The organism is Phytobacter diazotrophicus (assembly GCF_052061655.1).
Lineage (GTDB): Bacteria > Pseudomonadota > Gammaproteobacteria > Enterobacterales > Enterobacteriaceae > Phytobacter > Phytobacter diazotrophicus.
In genome coordinates, this window is the sequence record NZ_CM125428.1 from 4,616,630 (window position 1) to 4,639,913 (window position 23,284).

17 protein-coding genes, 4 tRNA genes and 3 rRNA genes are annotated in these 23,284 nt (G+C 51.2%); 8 read left to right on the forward strand and 16 right to left on the reverse strand.

The window, feature by feature from the left end; translation table 11 throughout:
* The 6 genes from tssL to dnaQ all read right to left on the reverse strand — a co-directional run bounded on the left by tssL (nt 1) and on the right by dnaQ (nt 5,652).
* Entirely contained in the window at nt 1-666 is a 666-nt protein-coding gene (gene tssL / locus ACS0RQ_RS22470; RefSeq protein WP_271851903.1) for a type VI secretion system protein TssL, short form, read from the reverse strand.
* On the reverse strand, nt 663-2,003 hold the full coding sequence (gene tssK / locus ACS0RQ_RS22475; protein ID WP_271851902.1) for a type VI secretion system baseplate subunit TssK: 1,341 nt from the start codon (nt 2,001-2,003) through the stop codon (nt 663-665). The genes tssL and tssK overlap by 4 nt, the downstream gene beginning before the upstream one ends.
* Nucleotides 2,004-2,022: 19 nt before the next feature.
* On the reverse strand, nt 2,023-3,555 hold the full coding sequence (gene tssC / locus ACS0RQ_RS22480; RefSeq protein WP_271851901.1) for a type VI secretion system contractile sheath large subunit: 1,533 nt from the start codon (nt 3,553-3,555) through the stop codon (nt 2,023-2,025).
* Nucleotides 3,556-3,616: 61 nt separating this feature from the next.
* Nucleotides 3,617-4,108, reverse strand: coding sequence for a type VI secretion system contractile sheath small subunit (gene tssB, locus ACS0RQ_RS22485; RefSeq protein ID WP_039076794.1), 492 nt, complete (start codon nt 4,106-4,108; stop codon nt 3,617-3,619).
* Between the two features lie 603 nt (nt 4,109-4,711).
* Nucleotides 4,712-4,788 (reverse strand) — tRNA-Asp (locus ACS0RQ_RS22490).
* Nucleotides 4,789-4,920: 132 nt separating this feature from the next.
* The gene (gene dnaQ, locus ACS0RQ_RS22495) at nt 4,921-5,652 is read right to left on the reverse strand and encodes a DNA polymerase III subunit epsilon (RefSeq protein ID WP_271851900.1); all 732 of its coding nucleotides are present in this window, start codon (nt 5,650-5,652) and stop codon (nt 4,921-4,923) included.
* Between the two features lie 65 nt (nt 5,653-5,717).
* Between dnaQ and rnhA the strand changes: the two genes are divergently transcribed.
* Complete coding sequence (gene rnhA / locus ACS0RQ_RS22500; protein WP_271851899.1) at nt 5,718-6,188, forward strand: ribonuclease HI; 471 nt, start codon at nt 5,718-5,720, stop codon at nt 6,186-6,188.
* On the opposite strand, the gene ACS0RQ_RS22505 is transcribed toward rnhA, so the two are convergent.
* Nucleotides 6,179-6,895, reverse strand: coding sequence for a class I SAM-dependent methyltransferase (locus ACS0RQ_RS22505; protein WP_334634666.1), 717 nt, complete (start codon nt 6,893-6,895; stop codon nt 6,179-6,181). The two genes, rnhA and ACS0RQ_RS22505, sit on opposite strands and share 10 nt — an antisense overlap.
* Nucleotides 6,896-6,927: 32 nt before the next feature.
* Between ACS0RQ_RS22505 and gloB the strand changes: the two genes are divergently transcribed.
* Entirely contained in the window at nt 6,928-7,683 is a 756-nt protein-coding gene (gene gloB / locus ACS0RQ_RS22510; protein WP_222556949.1) for a hydroxyacylglutathione hydrolase, read from the forward strand.
* Nucleotides 7,684-7,754: 71 nt separating this feature from the next.
* Complete coding sequence (gene mltD / locus ACS0RQ_RS22515) at nt 7,755-9,122, forward strand: murein transglycosylase D (RefSeq protein ID WP_071195939.1); 1,368 nt, start codon at nt 7,755-7,757, stop codon at nt 9,120-9,122.
* Nucleotides 9,123-9,168: 46 nt separating this feature from the next.
* Here the strand turns inward: mltD and ACS0RQ_RS22520 are convergent, their stop codons facing one another.
* Nucleotides 9,169-9,939, reverse strand: a complete 771-nt coding sequence (locus ACS0RQ_RS22520) for a class I SAM-dependent methyltransferase (RefSeq protein ID WP_271851898.1) — start codon at nt 9,937-9,939, stop codon at nt 9,169-9,171.
* 78 nt (nt 9,940-10,017) lie between these two features.
* Complete coding sequence (locus ACS0RQ_RS22525; protein WP_107224682.1) at nt 10,018-10,818, reverse strand: endonuclease/exonuclease/phosphatase family protein; 801 nt, start codon at nt 10,816-10,818, stop codon at nt 10,018-10,020.
* A gap of 229 nt (nt 10,819-11,047) precedes the next feature.
* Between ACS0RQ_RS22525 and yafC the strand changes: the two genes are divergently transcribed.
* The 5 genes from yafC to fabF all read left to right on the forward strand — a co-directional run bounded on the left by yafC (nt 11,048) and on the right by fabF (nt 16,522).
* Nucleotides 11,048-11,932 (forward strand): DNA-binding transcriptional regulator YafC, encoded by an 885-nt coding sequence (yafC, locus tag ACS0RQ_RS22530; protein ID WP_271851897.1) that lies wholly within the window; start codon nt 11,048-11,050, stop codon nt 11,930-11,932.
* A 142-nt stretch (nt 11,933-12,074) separates the two neighbouring features.
* Complete coding sequence (locus ACS0RQ_RS22535) at nt 12,075-12,632, forward strand: winged helix-turn-helix transcriptional regulator (RefSeq protein WP_271851896.1); 558 nt, start codon at nt 12,075-12,077, stop codon at nt 12,630-12,632.
* Complete coding sequence (locus tag ACS0RQ_RS22540; protein WP_271851895.1) at nt 12,616-13,659, forward strand: HlyD family secretion protein; 1,044 nt, start codon at nt 12,616-12,618, stop codon at nt 13,657-13,659. Before ACS0RQ_RS22535 ends, ACS0RQ_RS22540 begins: the two co-directional genes overlap by 17 nt.
* Nucleotides 13,656-15,215 (forward strand): DHA2 family efflux MFS transporter permease subunit, encoded by a 1,560-nt coding sequence (locus ACS0RQ_RS22545; RefSeq protein ID WP_271851894.1) that lies wholly within the window; start codon nt 13,656-13,658, stop codon nt 15,213-15,215. The genes ACS0RQ_RS22540 and ACS0RQ_RS22545 overlap by 4 nt, the downstream gene beginning before the upstream one ends.
* A gap of 23 nt (nt 15,216-15,238) precedes the next feature.
* A complete protein-coding gene (gene fabF, locus ACS0RQ_RS22550; protein WP_271851893.1) occupies nt 15,239-16,522 on the forward strand; it encodes a beta-ketoacyl-ACP synthase II in 1,284 nt (427 codons plus the stop codon).
* Nucleotides 16,523-16,623: 101 nt separating this feature from the next.
* Here the strand turns inward: fabF and ACS0RQ_RS22555 are convergent.
* From ACS0RQ_RS22555 to gmhB, 7 genes are all read right to left on the reverse strand, one after another.
* Nucleotides 16,624-16,700, reverse strand: a tRNA-Asp gene (locus ACS0RQ_RS22555).
* Nucleotides 16,701-16,892: 192 nt separating this feature from the next.
* Nucleotides 16,893-17,008: ribosomal RNA gene (gene rrf / locus ACS0RQ_RS22560) — 5S ribosomal RNA — on the reverse strand.
* Nucleotides 17,009-17,204: 196 nt separating this feature from the next.
* Nucleotides 17,205-20,105 (reverse strand): 23S ribosomal RNA (locus ACS0RQ_RS22565).
* Nucleotides 20,106-20,311: 206 nt separating this feature from the next.
* Nucleotides 20,312-20,387 (reverse strand) — tRNA-Ala (locus ACS0RQ_RS22570).
* Nucleotides 20,388-20,495: 108 nt separating this feature from the next.
* Nucleotides 20,496-20,572 (reverse strand) — tRNA-Ile (locus tag ACS0RQ_RS22575).
* Nucleotides 20,573-20,642: 70 nt separating this feature from the next.
* Nucleotides 20,643-22,183, reverse strand: a 16S ribosomal RNA gene (locus ACS0RQ_RS22580).
* The 16S, 23S and 5S rRNA genes sit together here with 3 tRNA genes alongside, the layout of an rRNA operon.
* 372 nt (nt 22,184-22,555) lie before the next feature.
* Nucleotides 22,556-23,122: a D-glycero-beta-D-manno-heptose 1,7-bisphosphate 7-phosphatase gene (gene gmhB / locus ACS0RQ_RS22585; protein ID WP_271848867.1), complete on the reverse strand. Its 567-nt coding sequence runs from the start codon at nt 23,120-23,122 to the stop codon at nt 22,556-22,558.
* Between the last annotated feature and the right edge of the window lie 162 nt (nt 23,123-23,284).

Consider the following 23,284-nt stretch of genomic DNA (forward strand, 5'->3'; position numbering starts at 1 on the left):
TCAACGCTGCCTGGGTGGTAAAAGTTCATCCACCAGCATGTCAAGCCAGCTATCAAGTCCCCACCACACACCAACAAGAACAATCACAGCCGTGCTTAACCAGAACAGAGGCGAGTACCACACGCGTGATTTTCGCGTGGATCGCGCCGCATTGAGCAACGCGGTCTCCGGCGAAACTCGAAACGGGATGACGCGCTCACTCAGCATCGCAATCAGTTTTTCACGATCCGTCGATACCGGCTCCTGATAACGTCCACGAAACCCCAGCAGCAATACCCGATGAAAACAGGTCAACACGGCAGGAACAGGAGCAGGCTCATGCAGAACCTGCCGTATGCGCTCATACAGCAACTCGCCCGCCTGAAGGGTATTGAAGAAATGCGCCTGGAGAGGGGTTTCCAGCCAGACCTTTTGCCCATCGTCCGGCGTCTTCCGGCTGAGTACTGTTTCATCCAACAGCGCACACTGGGCATAGGTAATATGTTCTGCGTCCTGCTGGCTAAACCCTGCATTGAGCAACGTCTGACGAACCCACTCAACCTGTTGCTGACAGTGGTGATATAACGCCACGCCCCGTCGGGCAGGTGTCCCCTGTCGTAGCTCAACAACCGTTAGCCAGGTATCACGGAGCAGTACGTCTATGTTGATTTCCGTATCGTTTTTCATGCGCGCAACACCGCAAAAAGTTCGGGTTTTAAATCACCCATGGTGCCAGGCACGTAAATCATGCAGCACCCGGACTCCAGCATGGCTTTGGCAGGTGCACAGTGCATATCCAGAGCGAAATAGTGATTTTCCAGCCGCAACGGGAGTGCTGCAGGCACCTGAGTCAGGGGCACGATCGGGACGCCGTTGAGCGCCACATTGATAAGATGGGTGACATCATCCGGCGCGCCAATTTTGCACACCCGTGGTAGCTGATTTATCACCAGATGCGCGGCGAGCGAAGAACGTACCGACAGGTAGAAATCAGCCTCTTCTCGCAAGCGCGGATCGTGAAGATCGGCCTTCCAACGGTTGCCGGGTAGCGCGTCCAGTTCCAGTGCGATCACGCGCGACGGAAGACTGGCTTCAAGTAAGGTGTTAAGCAAGGTAAACAAAGGTGGAAACGTCTGCGATGGTGAATCATGGATATAAGCAGGTATCGCGCTGACTGAGTGATCCAGTGAAAAGGTTAATAACGATCCGGCAAGGCGTGCCAGTTCACGCCATACAAGCTCAGGATGAACGGCGGGGTAGCGCAGGAAATCAGCCAGGATAGGTTCGACGGAGTTCAGCGCATTTAATAACCAGAACAGGGACACATCCGCTACGGCAAAATCCGCCATACGCTGGTTGCTCTCCCGGCGCATCGCCATCAGGCGACGGCTTTTGGCCTGTAATTGCAGTTGCAGCATTTCCAGACATTGCATCCCGGCCTGGTGCGCGTTAAACGCCAGTAACGGCGGGACGTAGCTGTCATCAAGCGCCCAGTTGCCCTGACTATCCCGAATCAGGCGCGCCAGCGGACAGGTGACATAATCGGCATTGTTGTCATGTGCAAAACGCAATGACAGCGCATAGCGTTCAACGGCGATGTCTTCGCTGTCGCTGCCATAGATATCTTGTACAGTTTGCCATTCCTGACGATAGCGAAGCGGCCTGTCCGTTAACGCATCCTGCCCCAGGTTGCCGCCATTGCTATGCTCCAGCGGTAATGCCAGCAATACCGTAAGCACGTTTATTCCGGCAACGTTGGTCAAATCGCAGGCAGGTGGCAGCACATCAGATACAGCGGTATCCACCAGCACGCCATCAGGAAAACGGACACGCAAGGATTGCGCTTTGAGTTTTCCCAGGGCTAAGGCACCTTCGTCAAATTCAGCGCAAGCAACGCCCCATGGATGGCGAGCACCAATATGCGCAATGCTGTAATTACTGAATGTTTCCCAGCGGGCCTGCTGTTGAAACTGCTGAGAGGACAGGAATGTCCCCTCAGCCCATAGTGGACGATAAATCTTCATAAATCATACCACCGGCAGATCAGGCTTTTGCTTTCGGCATCTGGGAAACCAGCGACAGGTTGATGTCCATCCCTTCAATCTGAAAGTGCGGCACCGCATAGAGTCTGATACGGAAGAAACCAGGGTTATCTTCGATATCTTCTACTACCACTTTTCCATCACGCAGCGGATGGGAAGCCTGCAATTCATCGCCAGGATCGGTCATTTCCGTTACCAGATTGCGGATCCAGGTGTTTAATTCCAGTTCCAGTAAACGACGATCTTTGGTTGTACCGATGTTTTCTCTCTGAATAATTTTGAGGTAGTGGGCAATGCGCGACAGCAAGAAAACATAAGGCAGACGGGCGTTGATACGGCTATTGGCTGTGGCATCCGCAGTATCGTAAAGCGCAGGTTTTTGGGTGGAGTTTGCGGAGAAGAAACAGGCATAATCGCGATTCTTATAGTAAGAAAGCGGGATAAAACCCAGGTTTGCAAATTCAAACTCGCGTGTTTCTGGAATCATCACTTCGGTCGGAATTTTGACCTGATTACCCGTGCCCAAATCATACAGATGGATTGGCAAATCGGTGACGGCACCACCAGCCTGCGGCCCGCGAATTTGCACACACCAGCCGTTGTTAATGAAGCTTTTTGCCATGTTAGTGGCAAACGCAAATGCAGCGCTGGTCCACAGATATTTATCGTGATCCGGCCCTTTGACTGCCTCAACATAATTAAAGTTACGAACAGGTACGGTATCTGGCCCATAAGGCAGACGACCCAGCACATTCGGCATCGTCAGGCCGATATAACGCGCGTCATCGGTCTCGCGGAATGCTTTCCATTTGATATATTCGGCACGATCAAAATAGTTGCCGATGTCCTTAATCGCGGCAACCTCTTCCATTGAGTTTTTGAGGAAAAATGCCGGCCCGACGGCCCCGATAAATGGCATGTGAGATGCCGCGGCTACACGGGAAATATTGCGCAGTAAGGCAATATCTTGTGGGCTATTGTCAAACTCATAGCTCGAGATGACAGACGCGATGGGCTCGCCGCCTGGCGTGTCATATTCTTCAATGTAGGTGTGCCGATAAAACCCGCTCTGAATGATTTCTGGCGCATCGTCAAAATCTTCGCGCAGATGCTGTTTACTGACATCCAGCAATTCAACTTTGACGTTTTTACGAAAATCGATACCGCTAACCATCGACCATGTCCCGCGCCACAGGGATTCAACCTTTTTAAATTCAGGATGATGCATGACAGCATCGAGCTGCGCGCTAATTTTTCGGTCAAGCTGACTGATATGAAAATCCAGCAGTGATTTATCCAACTTCTCTATATTCTTACCGGATGAGGCAACGCAAGAAAGTAGAACCTGAATAGCAGCTGAGACACGTTCATCGGTGCTGGCTTCAGCCATCGCTTCATTACTTTGCCATTCCCCAATTTCTTTTAACGATGTGACGGGCGTTAAGTGAATTTTTTCAAACAACGACTGGTAGATATTCTCTTTTGTGACTGTTTGCGTTGATGCGCCCGGTGAAGCGGTTTCCTGTACAGACATTAACATTCCCTTCTTAAAGTCCTTATTTATTGTCCTTTCTGAATACGACTGAATAGATGTATTACTCAGGCACCAGTGCCGTCAGCTCTGCCCGAAGCTCATTACTCAGCTCAGTATCTTTGAGGATTTTCTCCAGCTCGCGGCGGAATTCCGTGTTATCCAGAAGGTTGGATTTGAGATCGCGTAATAAATTGCGCATGGCAATCAACGCGCGAAGTTGAGGGATATTGCGGGCGACCTGCTCAGGCTCGAAATCTTTGATATCAGAGAAACTAAGCCTGATTCGTTCCTCGCTTCCCTCTGCGGCTATCGTATTTTCAACGGTAAAATTTACTTCTGGTGCCAGTTCAGCCATGACGCCATTGAAGTTGTTTTTATCAATGTTGATCCGGCTTCTTTCTGAGAGCGGTCGTTGCTCTTTGCCATTGCTGTAATCACCAACGGCGAGCAACTTGAGCGGTAGTTCAACTTTCTTTTTTGTATTTCCGGTATGAAGATCAAGCTTAATATTGACGCGGGCGGGTGGAACTTCATTTTGAAAACTGTCTGCCATTTTATCTCTCCCTGGGTTAATATTTTCCTTAAATGAATCACATGATGTAGCGTAATAATCATTTTTAAAGCTAACATTCTCCCCCATTAAAAGGCAAGGTACGGAAAAGTACAAAAACAATAAGACAACAACAATAAAAATCATGAAAACGCGAGCCTGTAAGGCTTAATCGACATTACGGGGTGATGTTAATATCTCCATTAAAAGGTCAAAAATTCAATGAGACTCACAGAGTAAACACTTTAGGAAATCGACTTTACAACTTATAAATTCATTCATATGAAAAATTTATATAATATTTATAATCAAGACAATAACAATAATATTTTTATATGTATAAGAAATATGCTTGTTGATTTTTTTATAAATACCTCGCTCCTCGTATCAGCTATATTTAATAGCTCGATAAATCAGAATGAATTGAGCTAATCGTCGCAAGAGCTTATGACATAAAGGAAGATGAATATTATTCAGGCGAGTTATATAAAATTCGTAGCATTTAGCAGGAAGGGAGATCTCAACGGGACGAAAAAAAACCGCATCCGTTTTGCAACGTTGCGGTTTTTTTACTTATCAGATGTCATAAACACCTGAACTGAATGTTGGCGGAACGGACGGGACTCGAACCCGCGACCCCCTGCGTGACAGGCAGGTATTCTAACCGACTGAACTACCGCTCCGCGATGTTCCCGTTGGGGAACGAGGCGCATATTACGGATTGTGCTTAGAGCCGTCAACGCTTTTTCTGATGATTTGTATCGTTTGCTGCAAAAATCACCCAAAGAGCCATTTTATCATCAAAAGTTAAGGGGTTACGCGCGCCAGAGGCAGCTTCCACCCTTCTTTTGCACCAGATCCAGACGTGACTCATGCTCCGCCAGCTCTGCATCACTGGCTAAAACAACCCGTAACTTGCTTGCCTGACGGACAACCCGCTGAATACCGGCCTCGCCTTGTTGCTGTTGCCCCTCGCCTTCCATCGAAAAGGCCATGGACGTCTGGCCACCGGTCATCAGCAGATACACATCGGCCAGAATCTGGGAATCGAGTAATGCTCCGTGTAGCGTACGTTTGCTGTTATCTATTTCGTAACGTGAACAAAGCGCATCGAGGCTATTACGCTTACCGGGGAACATCCGTCGTGCCAGCGCCAGACTATCCGTCACCTTGCAGAACGTCTCAGTCTTCGGAATGCCGCGATTCAGTTTGCTGAATTCGTAATCAAGAAAGCCGATATCGAACGATGCGTTATGGATGACAAGCTCAGCACCGCGCACATATTCAATAAACTCATCGGCGATATCCCCAAACGTGGGCTTATCGAGCAAAAATTCATCAGCAATACCGTGGACGCCAAAGGCTTCCGGGTCCACCAGACGATCGGGCTTGAGATAAATGTGGAAGTTATTCCCCGTCAGACGACGATTAATCACTTCCACGGCACCGATCTCAATGATTTTGTGCCCTTCATAGTGTGCGCCGATCTGGTTCATACCGGTGGTTTCGGTATCAAGGACGATCTGTCGAGTAATTGCAGTGCTCATAGCGGTCATTTATGTCAGACTTGTCGTTTTACAGTTCGATTTCAATTACAGGAAGTCTACCAGAGATGCTTAAGCAGGTAGAAATTTTCACCGATGGCTCTTGCCTGGGTAACCCAGGGCCCGGTGGCTATGGCGCGATTTTACGCTTTCGCGGCCGCGAAAAAACATTCAGCGAAGGCTATCGTCTGACCACCAACAACCGGATGGAGCTGATGGCTGCTATTGTCGCGCTGGAAGCCCTCAAAGAACATTGCGAAGTGATTCTTAGCACCGACAGCCAGTACGTTCGCCAGGGGATCACCCAGTGGATCCACAACTGGAAAAAGCGTGGCTGGAAAACGGCAGAAAAAAAACCGGTGAAAAATGTCGATCTCTGGCAACGCCTGGATGCCGCCCTCGGCGAGCATAAAATCCGCTGGGAATGGGTAAAAGGCCACGCCGGTCATCCGGAAAACGAACGCTGCGATGAACTCGCACGCGCTGCGGCATCGAAGCCAACGCAGGAGGATATCGGCTATCTGACCGATCAGGGCTGACGTGTCTGGCGGGTTGCGCTGACGGTTTGCCGTACGCTGGGTTTTGCCCGGCGCATCTTCATCGGATTGAGCGTTAACGGGATCGTACGTTTACGCGCCACAATCAATTGCATGCAACCCAATGCGGGCAGGTGGGTGTTTAACAGTTTCCCCCCCTGCTTCGTCCAGGGAATGACCCGAAAACGGCTATAATGAAGCACCTCAAAATTCAGCAGCGATAGCCAGTCAAGCTGGCGCATCAGGGTAAACATACGGCTGCTGATTGCAGGCGAACGGCGTAAAAATGGAATAGCTTTGCCTATTCCCAGCAAGCTGACTGGATTAAAACCGCTGATCACCAGCCAGCCATCATCGATCAGCACACGGTCGACTTCCTGCAACAGACGATGCGGATCCGGGCACCAGGGTAGCGTGTGGCCCAGCAGACAGGCATCGACAGATTTTACCGCAAAGGGAAGATGCAACGGATCTGCGCGAACGTGAACAGGGTCGCCGGTGAGTGAAACATTAACCTGATGTGAAATAGCGCAACTTTCGGCATTGATTTCTGCGCTGAGATTGCCAATCTTAAGCAGATGAAATCCATACATTTTTGCAAACCACGGCTTGAGCTCCTGCTCCAGTGCTTCGCGGTAATACTCGCCCTTAGGCAACTCAGCCCAATGCGTCGGTGCTATGTACTTACGGGGAGTCCTTGCCGGTTTCATCACAACCTTCCATTACGCTTTGAGAGGTAACTATGAATCTTACCAGTATTCCCGCATTTCAGGACAATTACATCTGGGTGTTAAGTGAAGATGACGGCCGCTGCCTGATCGTCGATCCCGGCGAGGCTGCCCCCGTTTTAAACGCTATTGAAGAGAATAACTGGCAGCCGACTGCGATCCTGCTTACTCATCACCATAATGATCACGTTGGCGGCGTGCAGGAACTGAGCCAGAAATATCCGAATGTTGTGGTTTACGGACCGGCAGAGACACAACATAAGGGAGCGACAAAAATCGTCGGTGAAGGGGATCGGTTGCAGATTCTGGGTCATGAATTCAGCGTATTTCACACGCCAGGTCACACTTTAGGACATATCTGTTACTTTAGCGCACCTTATCTTTTTTGTGGCGATACGATGTTTTCTGGCGGCTGCGGAAGACTCTTCGAAGGCACGGCAGATCAGATGTTTGACTCTTTTTGTAAGATTGATGCGCTTCCCGAAGATACACTGATTTGTTGCGCACATGAGTATACTTTAGGAAATATTAAGTTTGCTCTTAGCCTTTTACCTCAGGATCCTGACCTTAACGAATATTATCGTAAAGTTAATGAGTTACGTGCAAAAAACCAAAAAACACTCCCCACAACTCTGAAAAATGAGCGTCGCATTAATGTTTTTTTACGCACGCAAGATACTGATTTAATTGAAGTAATAAATAAAGAAACAACGTTGCAACAAGCTAGTGCGCGTTTTGCCTGGTTAAGGTCAAAGAAAGATAACTTCTGACAATTGCGGGTTGCCTTTTTAAAACTTCGCCGTTATGATCGCTCGTCTTTTAAGCAACTATTGACACACACATGAAGGCAAAAGCGATATTATTCGCCTCTGTCCTGCTTGTGGGATGCCAGGCGTCTAAGCACGACGGCACCGTACAACAGCACGCACAGAGCCTTTCTGCAGCTGGTCAAGGGGAAGCAGGGAAGTTTACAAGTCAGGCGCGGTGGATGGACGATGGAACATTCTCCGGGCAGGAACAAGACTTGTGGGCTTCCATAAGCGACGAGCTAAAGATGGGAATTCCGGAAAATACCCGGATTCGCGAACAGAAACTAAAGTATTTAAGCAATAAGAGCTATCTCCACGATGTAACTTTACGGGCAGAGCCGTATATGTACTGGATAGCAGGGCAAGTTAAAAAACGTAACATGCCCATGGAACTGGTACTACTACCCATAGTGGAGAGCGCTTTTGACCCACATGCAACGTCTGGTCGCAATGCCGCAGGCATTTGGCAGATCATTCCAAGCACGGGTCGTAACTATGGTTTAAAACAGACTCGCAGCTACGATGCGCGTCGTGACGTGGTTGCATCCACAACGGCTGCCCTCGACATGATGCAGCGTCTGAACCGTATGTTTGACGGTGACTGGTTATTAACCGTTGCCGCCTATAACAGCGGTGAAGGGCGAGTACTGAAGGCAATGAAAGTGAATAAGGCGCGGGGTAAACCCACGGACTTCTGGTCACTTTCACTGCCACAGGAAACCAAAATTTACGTGCCAAAAATGCTGGCATTGAGTGACATACTCAAGAACAGCAAACGGTACGGCGTTAGTCTGCCAACGTCAGACGAAAGCCGTGCGCTGGCGCGTGTCAGGTTGAGCAATCCGGTAGAACTGGATCAGCTGGCGGACATGGCGGGTATTTCGGTTAGCAAACTTAAGACCTTCAACGCGGGCGTTAAAGGTTCAACCTTAGGTGAAAGCGGGCCGCAATATGTCATGGTGCCTCAGAAACACGCCGACCAACTGCGTGAGTCTCTGGCATCAGGTGAAATCGCCGCCGTTCAGCCAACGCTGGTTGCGGACACAACGCCGCTTGCCAGTCGCAGCTACAAAGTGCGCTCAGGTGATACTATTTCAGGCATTGCGTCACGTCTTGGCGTGACGACAAAAGATCTCCAGCAGTGGAATAACCTGCGCGGAGCTAACCTGAAAGTGGGCCAGAACTTGACGGTTGGAGCAGGCAGCAGTGCATCGCGCCTTGCGAATAATAGCGATAGCATTACCTATCGCGTACGCAAAGGCGATTCACTCTCCAGCATCGCTAAACGCCACGGCGTTAATATCCGTGATGTCATGCGCTGGAACAGTGATACCGACAATCTGAAGCCTGGCGATCAGCTAACGTTGTTTGTCAAAAACAGCGCGTCGCCAGACTCCTGACAGCAAGAAATATAAAAAGGCACCGTTTCCCCCGGTGCCTTTTTTGTTATGCGCTTTTCTGCGCTTCTGCCATGATAGTGTCGCTGGTAAAAGAGCCATCCTCTGTCAATTCGAAGTAGCGCTTCACCTCCTGCGATGCACTTTGCTGGTACAGTCTGATGGCTTCGCTCAGCGCCTGCGGCGTACGCATACGGGCAATCCACGAATTGTATTCTAATGGCAAGCGATCGGTGATGAGATTACGCGTCGTCAGGCCTGCGTCATTAAACAGAGAGAGCCACTCGTCGCTGGAATAATTGCGTACATGTGACGTATCGCGTAACGCTTCGACCGTCTGCAGCCAGATATCCCGCACCGGATGACCCGGAGACATCACGTCCATAATAATGACCGTTCCACCGGGCTTAAGCACACGCTTTACTTGGCGCAGCGCCTGCCCAACATCATGCCAGTGGTGAGCAGAGTAACGGCTGATCACCACATCAAACGCGCGGTCATCAAAAGGCAGAATCTCAGCATACCCCTGACGTGTCGTCACATTGTTCAGGTTGCGTTCTTTTGCTGCTTTGGCCACGACATCTAACATCTGGCTGGAAAGGTCATATGCCGTGACCTGTGCAACCTGCCCTGCGGCCACAAAGCTGGCATGTCCTGCTCCACAGCCTAAATCCAGAACATGGGCTTCTGGAAATGCGCTAAGCCGTTCCGCCAGCCGTTGTAAATCACGGCCAGAAGCATGTACTGCGCTGGTTAAATAGGCACTGGCTTGTGCACCAAACTGCTTTTCGACGTTGTCATGATGGGAACCTGTGGTCATTGTGTTGTCCTTAATTGAGTTGAAATAAAGGGCAGCACCTCGGATCAGGCCTGCCCCACGGCAGACCTGACACAACCATTATTGATCAGGTTTGCCGGGACTGAATTCTACTAGTAGCGGGTTGTGGTCGGACGCGCGCGTAACCAACACGGAGGCTTCCTGCACGTTCAGACCACGATAGAAGACGAAATCAAGAGGACGACCAAACGCCCGGCGGCGATTGTCATCAGTAAAGCGTACCTGGCGCAGCGACATCTCACGCGAGAAGCGATAAAGCGCATTCATACGTGGACGACTCCAGGCGTTGAAGTCACCGGCCATGATAACAGGGCCATTGTGGCGCATGATCTGATCACCAATTGGCAGAAGCTGTTTACTGTAAACATCAACACCAAGGCTGAAATTCACCGCATGCACATTCACCACCATCAGGTTTCGCATGTCCGGCAGCGGATAGACCGTCACCAGCGCTGATTTGGCAAGACGCAGGATAGGTTCCCGTTCTCGCAACGGGCAGCAATAGACCGGATGAGCAGAAGAGAGCGTCATCACACCAGATGGATGCTGAGGCAAAACAAACGCGGGAACCTGATCGGCGGCGAGATAGTTAGTGGTCGCAAACCTGACCAGCTCAGGCGTGGTTTGCGCTTCCTGCAATAAGACCAAATGCGCGTCTTTGCCAAAACTCTGCAAAACGGAGAGCCACTCAGCGCGCTGCTGTTTGAAGATATTCCATACCAGAACCCGGATTTTGTCATCACTACTCAGGGGGACACCGGCTGGCAATGCCTTACCAATACTCGCGAAGGACCCCGGCGGCATAATGCGCTCCGCAGGCTGTCCGGCAACATATCGCATGGCATAGGTATTTTTGGGCACTTTCGGTTTTAAACCTCTTCGTTTTAAGCCCCGGAACAACAAAAGGGGTCATTCAGTTATAGGGATTTTAGCGCAGAGTTTCAACGGCAATGGGCAGAAAAGCCTCAAGTAAAAGTTAGTAAGCACTCAATAACCATAATGAGTAAAGAGAGTATGGCAGGGAAGCTGGCGGGATGATTAAATAGCCAAACGATCATAATCGATATCAACTATTGCTACAGGCGCAAGAATGAAAGCCACCTCAGAAGAAATGATGATATTTGTCGCAGTCGTGGAAAGCGGCAGCTTTAGCCGTGCCGCAGAGCGCCTGGGTCAGGCTAATTCAGCTATCAGCCGGGCGATAAAAAAACTGGAGAGTAAACTGGGGGTTAACCTGCTTAATCGCACAACTCGTCAGTTGAGTCTTACGGAAGAAGGTGAGCGCTATTTTCGTCGCATTCAGGGTGTACTGCAGGAGATGGCCGCTGCAGAGACCGAGGTAATGGAGGCGAAACTGACACCTCGCGGCGTTCTACGTATCGATGCCGCAACCCCTGTGATGCTGCATTTTGTGATGCCGATGATTAAGCCTTTTCGCGAACGCTACCCGGAAATTACATTGTCGCTGGTTTCCAGTGAAACCTTTATCAATTTAATTGAGCGTAAAGTGGATGTTGCGATCCGCGTGGGTAAGCTGACCGATTCCAGCCTACGGGCCAGGCCAATTTTTACCAGCTACCGCAAACTGATTGCATCACCAGATTATCTCGCCCGCTGCGGTGTACCCGAAACCGCAGAAGACCTCAAAAATCATACCTGTCTCGGTTTTACCGAGCCAGTCTCGCTGAATACCTGGCCCGTCGCCGCCCAGGATGGCCAACTCTATGAAATCAACTGTGATATTTCTTCTAACAGCGGTGAGACGCTTAAACATCTCTGCCTGAACGGCAACGGTATCGCCAGCCTGTCTGATTTTATGATCGAAAAAGAGCTGGAAAGCGGTGAACTGGTGGAAGTCCTGGCAAGCAAGCGTCTACCGGTTGAAACGCCATTCAGCGCGGTTTATTACAGTGACAGAGCCGTTAGTACGCGCATACGTGCTTTTATTGATTTCATTAGCGAATATCTCTCCTGATCTCCTCCGGTACGCCTCGTGCGTGCATTCAAACGCTTTATCTCGTTCCTTTTTGTCAGAATAAATCGGCTCAACCATAGTAACTTGCATTTTGATAGTTACTGTGCGAATGTGCTTTCCAGATAAGTTCTGGAGAGAAAAAATGAAAAACGAACCGCTTTGCGAAGCTCCTTGCCCCATCGCCAGAAGCCTTGGCCGCATTGGTGATAGCTGGAGCATAATAATTCTACGTGATGCTTTCGCAGGCTTTACCCGTTTCGATGAATTTCAAAAAAGCGCAAACGTGGCGCCCAATATTCTTTCACGACGCCTGAAAGAGTTGGTGGATGACGGTTTACTGGAGAAAGTCTGTTACAGCAGTACGCCCCCCCGCTATGAGTACCATTTAACTGAGCGTGGACGTGATTTCCGACCGGTGATCATCGCGCTTGCCGAATGGGGTAATCGTCATTTTGCAACTGAAGGCCGTCAGATTCAGTTGGTCGAGAAAGAGACCCAGCGTCTGGTTCACGCCATTATGGTTGATGCCGAAACCGGCCATCCCCTGACGCCCGAGAAATACGCTTTGGTTCCCGGCCCTGCCGCCTCCCCTATGATTCGTTATCGCCACGACTACCTGCAACGCAAGCGTGCGGGTGACAACACGCAAAAATTTGCGCCGCAATTACATCTGGATCAGCATCATGAATCTCAAGAGTAAAAAACGCACCTTTACCTTATTGTTATCCGTTATCGCTGTATTAGGTGTCGTAGGTTATGGTGCCTGGTGGTATACAAATGCGCGTTTTTTGCAATCGACGGACGATGCCTACGTCGGAGGGGATATCAGCGCCATTTCGGCGAAAGTCTCTGGTTATATTCAGGAGATCGCCATAAAAGACAATATGCCCGTGAAAAAAGGTGAGCTACTTGTTCGCCTTGATGCAAGGGACTATCAGGCGGCGCTGGCAAAAGCGGAAGGTGAAGTTGCCGCTCAACAAGCGGCGATGGCTGACCTTATTGCTACCCGACAATTACAACTGGCGACCATCGAAGGCTCGGCGGCCAGCCTCGGGGCCGCACAGGCTACCACGCTAAAAACGGCGGGCGACAGTCGCCGCTATAATGCGCTGGCGCAGACGGTCGCTATTTCGGCACAGGTGCGAGAAAATGCTGAGGCAGACTACCATCGTGCCAGGGCAGAAGAAGGCAAAGCCCGGGCAGATAAAGCGGTTGCCGAACGCCAGTTACTGGTGCTTGATGCACGGGAAAAACAAATCCGCGCGGCCCTCGCTCAGGCGCAGGCAGGGCTGGATATGGCCCGTCTTAATCTTAGTTATACAGAGATCCGCGCCCCTTTTGATGGCATTGTTGGCAACCGGCGCGCATGGTCTGGCTCATTCGTTAGTAGCGGTACGCAATTACTTTCTCTGGTCCCCAGCCACGATTTGTGGGTAGACGCTAACTTCAAAGAAAACCAGCTGGCGAATATGCGCCCCGGTCAAGCAGCAACTGTGGTTGCGGATGTTATGCCAGGACGCACTTTTACCGGGCATGTCATGAGCCTCTCCCCGGCAACCGGTTCACGCTTCAGTCTTCTCCCTGCTGAAAACGCGACCGGTAATTTCACCAAAATTGTTCAACGCATCCCGGTTCGCATCGCTCTGGATGGCGAAGCGTCAACATTAGGACTCTTGCGCCCCGGTTTGTCTGTCGCTGTCACCGTGGATGAAAAGAGTCGCCAATGAGTAGCGCAACAGCCCCAGCGCAGCTGCAGGGTACGGCGCTGCCAATGAACCAAAAGCTCTTTGCTTTCGCCACAATGTGCCTGGGAATGTTCATTGCACTGCTGGATATTCAGATCGTATCGGCATCGCTACGGGATATCGGCGGGGGCCTTTCTGCTGGCGATGATGAAACGGTCTGGGTGCAAACCAGCTATCTGATCGCGGAGATCATTATCATTCCCCTGTCGGGATGGCTTGCCAGGGTGATGTCAACCCGCTGGCTTTTCGCCGCGTCGGCTGCCGGTTTTACGCTGATGAGTTTGTTGTGTGGATGGGCGTGGAATATTCAGAGCATGATTGCTTTTCGCGCATTGCAAGGGCTGGCCGGGGGCTCAATGATCCCGTTGGTATTCACGACTGCATTTGCCTTTTTTCAGGGTAAACAGCGCGTTATCGCCGCGGCTACGATTGGTGGTCTTGCTTCGCTGGCACCGACGCTGGGCCCTACTGTAGGGGGCTGGATCACGGAAAATTTTAGCTGGCACTGGCTGTTTTTTATCAATATTTTGCCAGGCATTTATATTGCGGTAACGGTACCTTTGCTGGTCAATATCGATACGCCCAGCCCAGGGTTATTGCGCGGCGCGGACTACCTTAGCATCGTGCTTTTGGCTATATCGCTCGGTTGCCTGGAATATACACTTGAGGAAGGACCGCGTTGGGGCTGGTTTGATGACGGCACTCTGACCATCACGGGGTGGCTGGCTTTACTGTGTGGGATAGCGTTTGTCATACGGACATTGCGCCATTCCCAGCCGGTCATGGATCTACGCGCGCTTTCCGATAGTACATTTACTCTGGGCTGTTACTTTTCATTTATGGCCGGGGTCGGGATCTTCTCAACTATTTATCTGACACCCCTTTTTCTGGGTACGGTCCGCGGTTTTAGCGCGCTGGATATAGGCCTTGCTATCTTCTCCACTGGCTTGTTTCAGGTGCTTTCGATCCCTTTTTACTCCTGGCTTGCCAACAAAGTAGACTTGCGTTGGCTGCTCATGGTCGGGCTGCTGGGATTCGCCTTCTCGATGTATAGTTTTATTCCGCTCACCCACGACTGGGGAGCGAAAGAACTCCTTTTACCGCAGGCGTTTCGCGGTCTCGCACAGCAATTCGCCGTTGCTCCGACTGTCACGCTTACGCTTGGCAGTTTGCCTCCCGCACGTCTAAAACTAGCATCAGGACTGTTTAATTTGATGCGTAATTTGGGTGGTGCCATCGGTATCGCGCTTTGCGGCACCGTTATCAATGATCGTACAAATCTTCATTACAGCCGCCTTGCCGATCATCTTAATAGTACAAACCTCAATTTAAGCGATTTTGTTCAGACCCGCGCCGCGGCATTAGCGGCTCAGGGGATGGACGCCAGTTCGGCACAGACAGCCGGCCTGAAAAATCTGGCCGCATTAGCACTAAGAGAAGCAAGGACGCAGGCATTCGCCGACGCGTTCTATTTGATCATGATCGGATTCTTAATTGCCGCTGCGCTGGTTCCTTTTATGAAGAAACCGCAGGCATAGCATGACAACATCAGGAGAGTTTTATGAGCAGTCTACAAAGACGCATTGTCGTGACAGGGATGGGCATTGTCAGCCCGCTGGGTTGCGGCGTCCAACATGTCTGGCAATCGCTACTGGCAGGAAAGTCGGGTATCCGGTCACTGCCTGAATCGATTGTCGAAGATATCGCCTGCAAAGTGGCGGGACAGGTTCAAGGAATTGAAGATGATCCCCAACACGGTTTTGATCCACTATCCGTCATTCAGGCAAAAGAGCGCAAGAAGATGGATCGTTTCATTGAATTTGCGCTGGTAGCGGCACAGGAAGCGCTTCATCAGGCAAAATGGTTTCCGCAAGAGCAGGCATTAAAAGATCGTACTGCGACCATCATTGCGACAGGCATTGGTGGCTTTAATCAAATCGCCGAGGCAGTCCAGACAACCGAGCACCGCGGTCCACGCAAGTTATCCCCCTTCACGATCCCTTCTTTCCTGGCAAACCTGGCGGCAGGCCATGTTTCTATCGCGCATGGTTTTCGCGGCCCCATTGGTGCGCCGGTGACCGCCTGTGCTGCCGGAGCGCAGGCTATCGGGGATGCGGCAAGGTTAATCCGGGCCGGTGAAGCAGACATTGCACTATGTGGAGGCAGTGAAGCCGCAATCCATCGCGTTAGTCTGGCTGGTTTTGCGGCGGCCAGGGCGCTTTCGAGTGGATTTAATGATAATCCAACGGAGGCATCACGACCATTTGACCAGGACAGAGATGGTTTCGTAATGGGAGAAGGGGCTGGTCTTCTGGTGATTGAATCGCTTGAACATGCGCTGGCCCGTGGAGCAACACCGCTGGCAGAACTGGTGGGCTATGGCACCAGTGCAGATGCTTACCACCTTACGGCAGGACCGGAAGATGGCAATGGCGCACGACGCGCAATGGAAGCCGCATTACAACAGGCCGGGATTTCACCAGAGCAAGTGCAGCATATCAACGCACACGCCACTTCAACTCAGGTTGGAGATAAAGGCGAGCTGGCGGCAATACGCGCACTGTTTGCTGAACATCCGGTTGCCATCACATCAACAAAATCTGCCACCGGACATTTGCTGGGTGCGGCAGGCGGTATTGAAGCGATCTTCACCATTCAGGCGTTACGTGATCAAGTAGCCCCACCTACCCTGAACCTGCATAATCCGGATATTGCTGCAGTGGGTATGCACCTTGTAGCGCTCACTGCGCAGCCGCTAACGATGGAATACGCGCTTTCAAACGGGTTTGGTTTTGGCGGCGTGAATGCCAGCCTGCTGTTAAAACGATGGGAAGTCTTACAATAATAATGAAACAAAGGGCTGTGTGCCCTTTGTTTTGCCTGCTTTAGTGATAAATAGCAGACGAAAAAAAACCGCATCTCGTTTGAGATGCGGCTCTTAATGAGTGGCGGAACGGACGGGACTCGAACCCGCGACCCCCTGCGTGACAGGCAGGTATTCTAACCGACTGAACTACCGCTCCACCGAATACTTTTGTAACCACCGGATTAATGCACCGGTTTACTTCTTAATTTGATGCCTGGCAGTTTATGAATCACGTTGTGATTCACCCTTCGGGCCGTTGCTGCGCAACGTTCAAAAGCTTTCGCTTTTGTCCTACTCTCTGTCGAGTAGCGAACTGCCCCGAAGACTGGTGCAGGTCTTTTAATTTGATGCCTGGCAGTTCCCTACTCTCACATGGGGAGACCCCACACTACCATCGGCGCTACGGCGTTTCACTTCTGAGTTCGGCATGGGGTCAGGTGGGACCACCGCGCTAAAGCCGCCAGGCAAATTCTTTGTGCTCGGTACGCAATTCTTTATCGCATCAGCCGCGTTGGCTGCATTCGCGAACGTCAGTCACATACTCATGTATGCTCCTTCCGTCGCTTCATTTGCCGCCTTGCTGCTGCGCAAATTATTGCGTACTTAACGCTGAATCAATGCTGAAAATCTTCTCAATCCGCCAAAACATCTTCGGCGTTGTAAGGTTAAGCCTCACGGTTCATTAGTACCGGTTAGCTCAACGCATCGCTGCGCTTACACACCCGGCCTATCAACGTCGTCGTCTTCAACGTTCCTTTAGTGTCCTTAAAGGACAAGGGAGAACTCATCTCGGGGCAAGTTTCGTGCTTAGATGCTTTCAGCACTTATCTCTTCCGCATGTAGCTACCGGGCAATGCCATTGGCATGACAACCCGAACACCAGTGATGCGTCCACTCCGGTCCTCTCGTACTAGGAGCAGCCCCCCTCAATTCTCCAGCGCCCACGGCAGATAGGGACCGAACTGTCTCACGACGTTCTAAACCCAGCTCGCGTACCACTTTAAATGGCGAACAGCCATACCCTTGGGACCTACTTCAGCCCCAGGATGTGATGAGCCGACATCGAGGTGCCAAACACCGCCGTCGATATGAACTCTTGGGCGGTATCAGCCTGTTATCCCCGGAGTACCTTTTATCCGTTGAGCGATGGCCCTTCCATTCAGAACCACCGGATCACTATGACCTGCTTTCGCACCTGCTCGCGCCGTCACGCTCGCAGTCAAGCTGGCTTATGCCATTGCACTAACCTCCTGATGTCCGACAGGATTAGCCAACCTTCGTGCTCCTCCGTTACTCTTTGGGAGGAGACCGCCCCAGTCAAACTACCCACCAGACACTGTCCGCAACCCGGATCACGGGTCCACGTTAGAACATCAAACATTAAAGGGTGGTATTTCAAGGTTGGCTCCACGCAGACTGGCGTCCACGCTTCAAAGCCTCCCACCTATCCTACACATCAAGGCTCAATGTTCAGTGTCAAGCTATAGTAAAGGTTCACGGGGTCTTTCCGTCTTGCCGCGGGTACACTGCATCTTCACAGCGAGTTCAATTTCACTGAGTCTCGGGTGGAGACAGCCTGGCCATCATTACGCCATTCGTGCAGGTCGGAACTTACCCGACAAGGAATTTCGCTACCTTAGGACCGTTATAGTTACGGCCGCCGTTTACCGGGGCTTGGATCAAGAGCTTCTCCTTACGGATAACCCCATCAATTAACCTTCCGGCACCGGGCAGGCGTCACACCGTATACGTCCACTTTCGTGTTTGCACAGTGCTGTGTTTTTAATAAACAGTTGCAGCCAGCTGGTATCTTCGACTGATTTCAGCTCCACCCGCAGGGGCTTCACCTACATATCAGCGTGCCTTCTCCCGAAGTTACGGCACCATTTTGCCTAGTTCCTTCACCCGAGTTCTCTCAAGCGCCTTGGTATTCTCTACCTGACCACCTGTGTCGGTTTGGGGTACGATTTGATGTTACCTGATGCTTAGAGGCTTTTCCTGGAAGCAGGGCATTTGTTACTTCATCACCGTAGTGACTCGTCATCACACCTCAGCCTTGATTATCCGGATTTGCCTGGATAACCAGCCTACATGCTTAAACCGGGACAACCGTCGCCCGGCTAACATAGCCTTCTCCGTCCCCCCTTCGCAGTAACACCAAGTACAGGAATATTAACCTGTTTCCCATCGACTACGCCTTTCGGCCTCGCCTTAGGGGTCGACTCGCCCTGCCCCGATTAACGTTGGACAGGAACCCTTGGTCTTCCGGCGAGCGGGCTTTTCACCCGCTTTATCGTTACTTATGTCAGCATTCGCACTTCTGATACCTCCAGCATGCCTCACAGCACACCTTCAACGGCTTACAGAACGCTCCCCTACCCAACAACACTTAGTGTCGCTGCCGCAGCTTCGGTGCATGGTTTAGCCCCGTTACATCTTCCGCGCAGGCCGACTCGACCAGTGAGCTATTACGCTTTCTTTAAATGATGGCTGCTTCTAAGCCAACATCCTGGCTGTCTGTGCCTTCCCACATCGTTTCCCACTTAACCATGACTTTGGGACCTTAGCTGGCGGTCTGGGTTGTTTCCCTCTTCACGACGGACGTTAGCACCCGCCGTGTGTCTCCCGTGATAACATTCTCCGGTATTCGTAGTTTGCATCGGGTTGGTAAGCCGGGATGGCCCCCTAGCCGAAACAGTGCTCTACCCCCGGAGATGAATTCACGAGGCGCTACCTAAATAGCTTTCGGGGAGAACCAGCTATCTCCCGGTTTGATTGGCCTTTCACCCCCAGCCACAAGTCATCCGCTAATTTTTCAACATTAGTCGGTTCGGTCCTCCAGTTAGTGTTACCCAACCTTCAACCTGCCCATGGCTAAATCACCGGGTTTCGGGTCTATACCCTGCAACTTAACGCCCAGTTAAGACTCGGTTTCCCTTCGGCTCCCCTATTCGGTTAACCTTGCTACAGAATATAAGTCGCTGACCCATTATACAAAAGGTACGCAGTCACCCCATTAAGAGGCTCCCACTGCTTGTACGTACACGGTTTCAGGTTCTTTTTCACTCCCCTCGCCGGGGTTCTTTTCGCCTTTCCCTCACGGTACTGGTTCACTATCGGTCAGTCAGGAGTATTTAGCCTTGGAGGATGGTCCCCCCATATTCAGACAGGATACCACGTGTCCCGCCCTACTCATCGAGCTCACAACCTGTGTGCTTTCGTGTACGGGGCTGTCACCCTGTATCGCGCGACTTTCCAGACGCTTCCACTAACACACAAGCTGATTCAGGCTCTGGGCTGCTCCCCGTTCGCTCGCCGCTACTGGGGGAATCTCGGTTGATTTCTTTTCCTCGGGGTACTTAGATGTTTCAGTTCCCCCGGTTCGCCTCATTAACCTATGGATTCAGTTAATGATAGTGTGACAAATCACACTGGGTTTCCCCATTCGGACATCGCCGGGTCAAAGGTTCATATCACCTCGCCGGCGCTTTTCGCAGATTAGCACGTCCTTCATCGCCTCTGACTGCCAGGGCATCCACCGTGTACGCTTAGTCGCTTAACCTCACAACCCGAAGATGTTTCTTTCGATTCATCATCGCGCTGCAAAAATTTGAGAGACTCGAACACACCGTCATCTGTTCTTATTACGGAGAACAGACACTGTGTGTCGTTTCAATTTTCAGCTTGATCCAGATTTTTAAAGAGCAAAACTTCGCAGTGCACCTTTTCAGGTTCACTCTGAAGTTTTCTTGTGTTCGCAGTAAAAGATGGTGGAGCTATGCGGGATCGAACCGCAGACCTCCTGCGTGCAAAGCAGGCGCTCTCCCAGCTGAGCTATAGCCCCATCGTAGGTAAATCTCACCAACCTTAATTACTGTTGAGGCAAGGCGTGGTGACACGAAGCATACTTAAAGTATGTGAGTGTCGCCGCAACGCAGCATCAGCAGGAATTTGGTAGGCCTGAGTGGACTTGAACCACCGACCTCACCCTTATCAGGGGTGCGCTCTAACCACCTGAGCTACAAGCCTGCAGAGATTTTTTACTGCTGTATTTCATCAGACAATCTGTGTGAGCACTACAAAGGCAGGTTCTTTAAGGTAAGGAGGTGATCCAACCGCAGGTTCCCCTACGGTTACCTTGTTACGACTTCACCCCAGTCATGAATCACAAAGTGGTAAGCGCCCTCCCGAAGGTTAAGCTACCTACTTCTTTTGCAACCCACTCCCATGGTGTGACGGGCGGTGTGTACAAGGCCCGGGAACGTATTCACCGTGGCATTCTGATCCACGATTACTAGCGATTCCGACTTCATGGAGTCGAGTTGCAGACTCCAATCCGGACTACGACATACTTTATGAGGTCCGCTTGCTCTCGCGAGGTCGCTTCTCTTTGTATATGCCATTGTAGCACGTGTGTAGCCCTGGTCGTAAGGGCCATGATGACTTGACGTCATCCCCACCTTCCTCCAGTTTATCACTGGCAGTCTCCTTTGAGTTCCCGGCCGGACCGCTGGCAACAAAGGATAAGGGTTGCGCTCGTTGCGGGACTTAACCCAACATTTCACAACACGAGCTGACGACAGCCATGCAGCACCTGTCTCACGGTTCCCGAAGGCACTAAGGCATCTCTGCCAAATTCCGTGGATGTCAAGACCAGGTAAGGTTCTTCGCGTTGCATCGAATTAAACCACATGCTCCACCGCTTGTGCGGGCCCCCGTCAATTCATTTGAGTTTTAACCTTGCGGCCGTACTCCCCAGGCGGTCGACTTAACGCGTTAGCTCCGGAAGCCACGCCTCAAGGGCACAACCTCCAAGTCGACATCGTTTACGGCGTGGACTACCAGGGTATCTAATCCTGTTTGCTCCCCACGCTTTCGCACCTGAGCGTCAGTCTTTGTCCAGGGGGCCGCCTTCGCCACCGGTATTCCTCCAGATCTCTACGCATTTCACCGCTACACCTGGAATCTACCCCCCTCTACAAGACTCAAGCCTGCCAGTTTCGAATGCAGTTCCCAGGTTGAGCCCGGGGATTTCACATCCGACTTGACAGACCGCCTGCGTGCGCTTTACGCCCAGTAATTCCGATTAACGCTTGCACCCTCCGTATTACCGCGGCTGCTGGCACGGAGTTAGCCGGTGCTTCTTCTGCGGGTAACGTCAATCAACACGGTTATTAACCGTACTGCCTTCCTCCCCGCTGAAAGTGCTTTACAACCCGAAGGCCTTCTTCACACACGCGGCATGGCTGCATCAGGCTTGCGCCCATTGTGCAATATTCCCCACTGCTGCCTCCCGTAGGAGTCTGGACCGTGTCTCAGTTCCAGTGTGGCTGGTCATCCTCTCAGACCAGCTAGGGATCGTCGCCTTGGTGAGCCATTACCTCACCAACAAGCTAATCCCATCTGGGCACATCCGATGGCAAGAGGCCCGAAGGTCCCCCTCTTTGGTCTTGCGACATTATGCGGTATTAGCTACCGTTTCCAGTAGTTATCCCCCTCCATCGGGCAGTTTCCCAGACATTACTCACCCGTCCGCCACTCGTCACCCGAGGAGCAAGCTCCTCTGTGCTACCGTTCGACTTGCATGTGTTAGGCCTGCCGCCAGCGTTCAATCTGAGCCATGATCAAACTCTTCAATTTAAAAGTTTGATGCTCAATGAATTAAACTTCGTAATGAATTACGTGTTCACTCGTTGAGACTTGGTATTCATTTATCGTCCGAGGACGTTAAGAATCCATGTCACTTTGAGTGCCCACACAGATTGTCTGATAAATTGTTAAAGAGCAGTGCAACGCGGCTTTCGCTCACCGTTGCGAGGTGGCGTATATTACGCTTTCCTCTTTCAGAGTCAACCCGTTATTTCAGGATTTTTCTCTTCAACCGACCCGGCTGTTTGTGTGAAGTGATTCACATCCGCCGTGTCGATGGAGGCGCATTATAGGCAGCCCACGATGAATGACAAGCGAAAAAATGCATTTTTATTTCAACCGCTCATCTTTTCATCATAACGGTTACTTTTGTTGCTTTTTGATAGCCGCAGGCAGGTCCGCAAGGCTATTAATCACCCAATCTGCCGCATTTTCCGCCTCTGGCGTGACGGGCTTGCCGGTACGCACCAATACTTTCGTTCCCACATCAGCAGCGGTAGCCGCCTGCATATCTTCGAGTTTGTCACCCACCATATAAGAAGCAGACATATCAATGTGCAGATAGTCTCGAGCAGAAATGAGCATGCCCGGATGTGGCTTACGGCAGTCACACACCTGGCGGAACTCTTCTACCGTCCCCTGAGGGTGGTGCGGGCAATAGTAGATACCATCCAGCTCGACATCGCGATCGGCCAGCGACCAGTCCATCCATTCGGTGAGCGTTTCAAATTGCGCTTCGGTGAATTTACCGCGCGCGATACCGGACTGATTGGTCACAACCACCAGCGCGAAACCCATGGTTTTCAGTTCGCGCATGGCGTCAATGACACCGTCTATAAATTCGAAGTTATCAATTTCGTGCACATAACCGTGGTCGACATTAATAGTGCCATCACGGTCGAGGAAAATTGCGGGTACTGATTTTGCCACCGGGTTGCTCCTGAAAAAGGCATGTGGGCGTAGTATCTCATGTTTCACCGCACAGGAAAGTGCTCATCGCGCAGGGTTCGATTGATTTAGACGTCTGGATGCCTTAACATCCGCCTTGTTTACGGTCATCACCCGTAACAGGCAGAACAAAATGCCACGGCT

What these genes read in the sequence shown, in the direction of transcription:
- ACS0RQ_RS22545 (WP_271851894.1), top strand. Translation starts at nt 13,656, where the DNA reads ATGAGTAGCGCAACAGCCCCAGCGCAGCTGCAGGGTACGGCGCTGCCA.
- ACS0RQ_RS22540 (WP_271851895.1), top strand. Translation starts at nt 12,616, where the DNA reads ATGAATCTCAAGAGTAAAAAACGCACCTTTACCTTATTGTTATCCGTT.
- tssL (WP_271851903.1), bottom strand. Translation starts at nt 666, where the DNA reads ATGAAAAACGATACGGAAATCAACATAGACGTACTGCTCCGTGATACC.
- dnaQ (WP_271851900.1), bottom strand. Translation starts at nt 5,652, where the DNA reads ATGAGCACTGCAATTACTCGACAGATCGTCCTTGATACCGAAACCACC.
- ACS0RQ_RS22505 (WP_334634666.1), bottom strand. Translation starts at nt 6,895, where the DNA reads ATGAAACCGGCAAGGACTCCCCGTAAGTACATAGCACCGACGCATTGG.
- tssC (WP_271851901.1), bottom strand. Translation starts at nt 3,555, where the DNA reads ATGTCTGTACAGGAAACCGCTTCACCGGGCGCATCAACGCAAACAGTC.
- tssK (WP_271851902.1), bottom strand. Translation starts at nt 2,003, where the DNA reads ATGAAGATTTATCGTCCACTATGGGCTGAGGGGACATTCCTGTCCTCT.
- yafC (WP_271851897.1), top strand. Translation starts at nt 11,048, where the DNA reads ATGAAAGCCACCTCAGAAGAAATGATGATATTTGTCGCAGTCGTGGAA.
- mltD (WP_071195939.1), top strand. Translation starts at nt 7,755, where the DNA reads ATGAAGGCAAAAGCGATATTATTCGCCTCTGTCCTGCTTGTGGGATGC.
- ACS0RQ_RS22520 (WP_271851898.1), bottom strand. Translation starts at nt 9,939, where the DNA reads ATGACCACAGGTTCCCATCATGACAACGTCGAAAAGCAGTTTGGTGCA.
- tssB (WP_039076794.1), bottom strand. Translation starts at nt 4,108, where the DNA reads ATGGCAGACAGTTTTCAAAATGAAGTTCCACCCGCCCGCGTCAATATT.
- rnhA (WP_271851899.1), top strand. Translation starts at nt 5,718, where the DNA reads ATGCTTAAGCAGGTAGAAATTTTCACCGATGGCTCTTGCCTGGGTAAC.
- gloB (WP_222556949.1), top strand. Translation starts at nt 6,928, where the DNA reads ATGAATCTTACCAGTATTCCCGCATTTCAGGACAATTACATCTGGGTG.
- ACS0RQ_RS22535 (WP_271851896.1), top strand. Translation starts at nt 12,075, where the DNA reads ATGAAAAACGAACCGCTTTGCGAAGCTCCTTGCCCCATCGCCAGAAGC.
- fabF (WP_271851893.1), top strand. Translation starts at nt 15,239, where the DNA reads ATGAGCAGTCTACAAAGACGCATTGTCGTGACAGGGATGGGCATTGTC.